1 pseudogene is annotated in these 635 nt (G+C 58.6%); it reads right to left on the bottom strand.

Features of this window, described 5'->3' with window-relative positions:
* Positions 1–192 (bottom strand): annotated as a pseudogene (locus IVB28_RS22510) (flagellar protein); the annotation flags it as partial.
* Positions 193–635: the final 443 nt, after the last annotated feature.

Raw genomic sequence — 635 nt, 5'->3', positions numbered from 1 at the left:
GAGCAGATTGTTGATGTCGCTGGCGCGGTTGTCGAGCGACTGTGCCGTGAAGAAGTTGGTGGGATTGTCCAGGGCCGAGTTGACGCTCTTGCCGGTCGAAAGGCGGCTCTGCGTGGTGGCGAGAAGGTCAGCGGTGGACTGGAGGGAGAGCAGGTTCTGACGAACCGAGGAAGAGAGGACGATACCGGACATTGAGTGTTACCCTTCTGGTACGCAACGCAACAAACTTCGATTAGGATTAATCGATGTCCGAAACGGTGAACGTTGAGGGCTAACAAAGCATGAAGCATGTCGCGCCAGTCCTTGCCCGGATTCACCATACGCGCGTTCGGAGCCTGAACGTGCTCGTCCATATCGCCCTGATAGAACGATGCTTTTTGATGCAGCGATGAGGCGTTTGCGACTTGTCAACCATAACTCAGAGTGAGCAATTGTCTGCATCTGGATGCATGGTCTCCGCTTGCCGAGCGGCACTCCGATGCCGGCAAAAAGAAGCGGCGGGGCCGAAGCCCCGCCGCCGGATCTTGCTTTGCGATGTCGTCCGCTTGTTAGCGGAGCAGCTGCAGCACGCTCTGCTGCGACTGGTTGGCCAGCGACAGCGCGGAGACCGCGATCGACTGGCGGGTCGACAGCGC

The sequence above is a fragment of the Bradyrhizobium sp. 199 genome (assembly GCF_023073355.1).
GTDB lineage: Bacteria > Pseudomonadota > Alphaproteobacteria > Rhizobiales > Xanthobacteraceae > Bradyrhizobium.
This window is presented reverse-complemented; position numbering and strand designations above follow the sequence as displayed.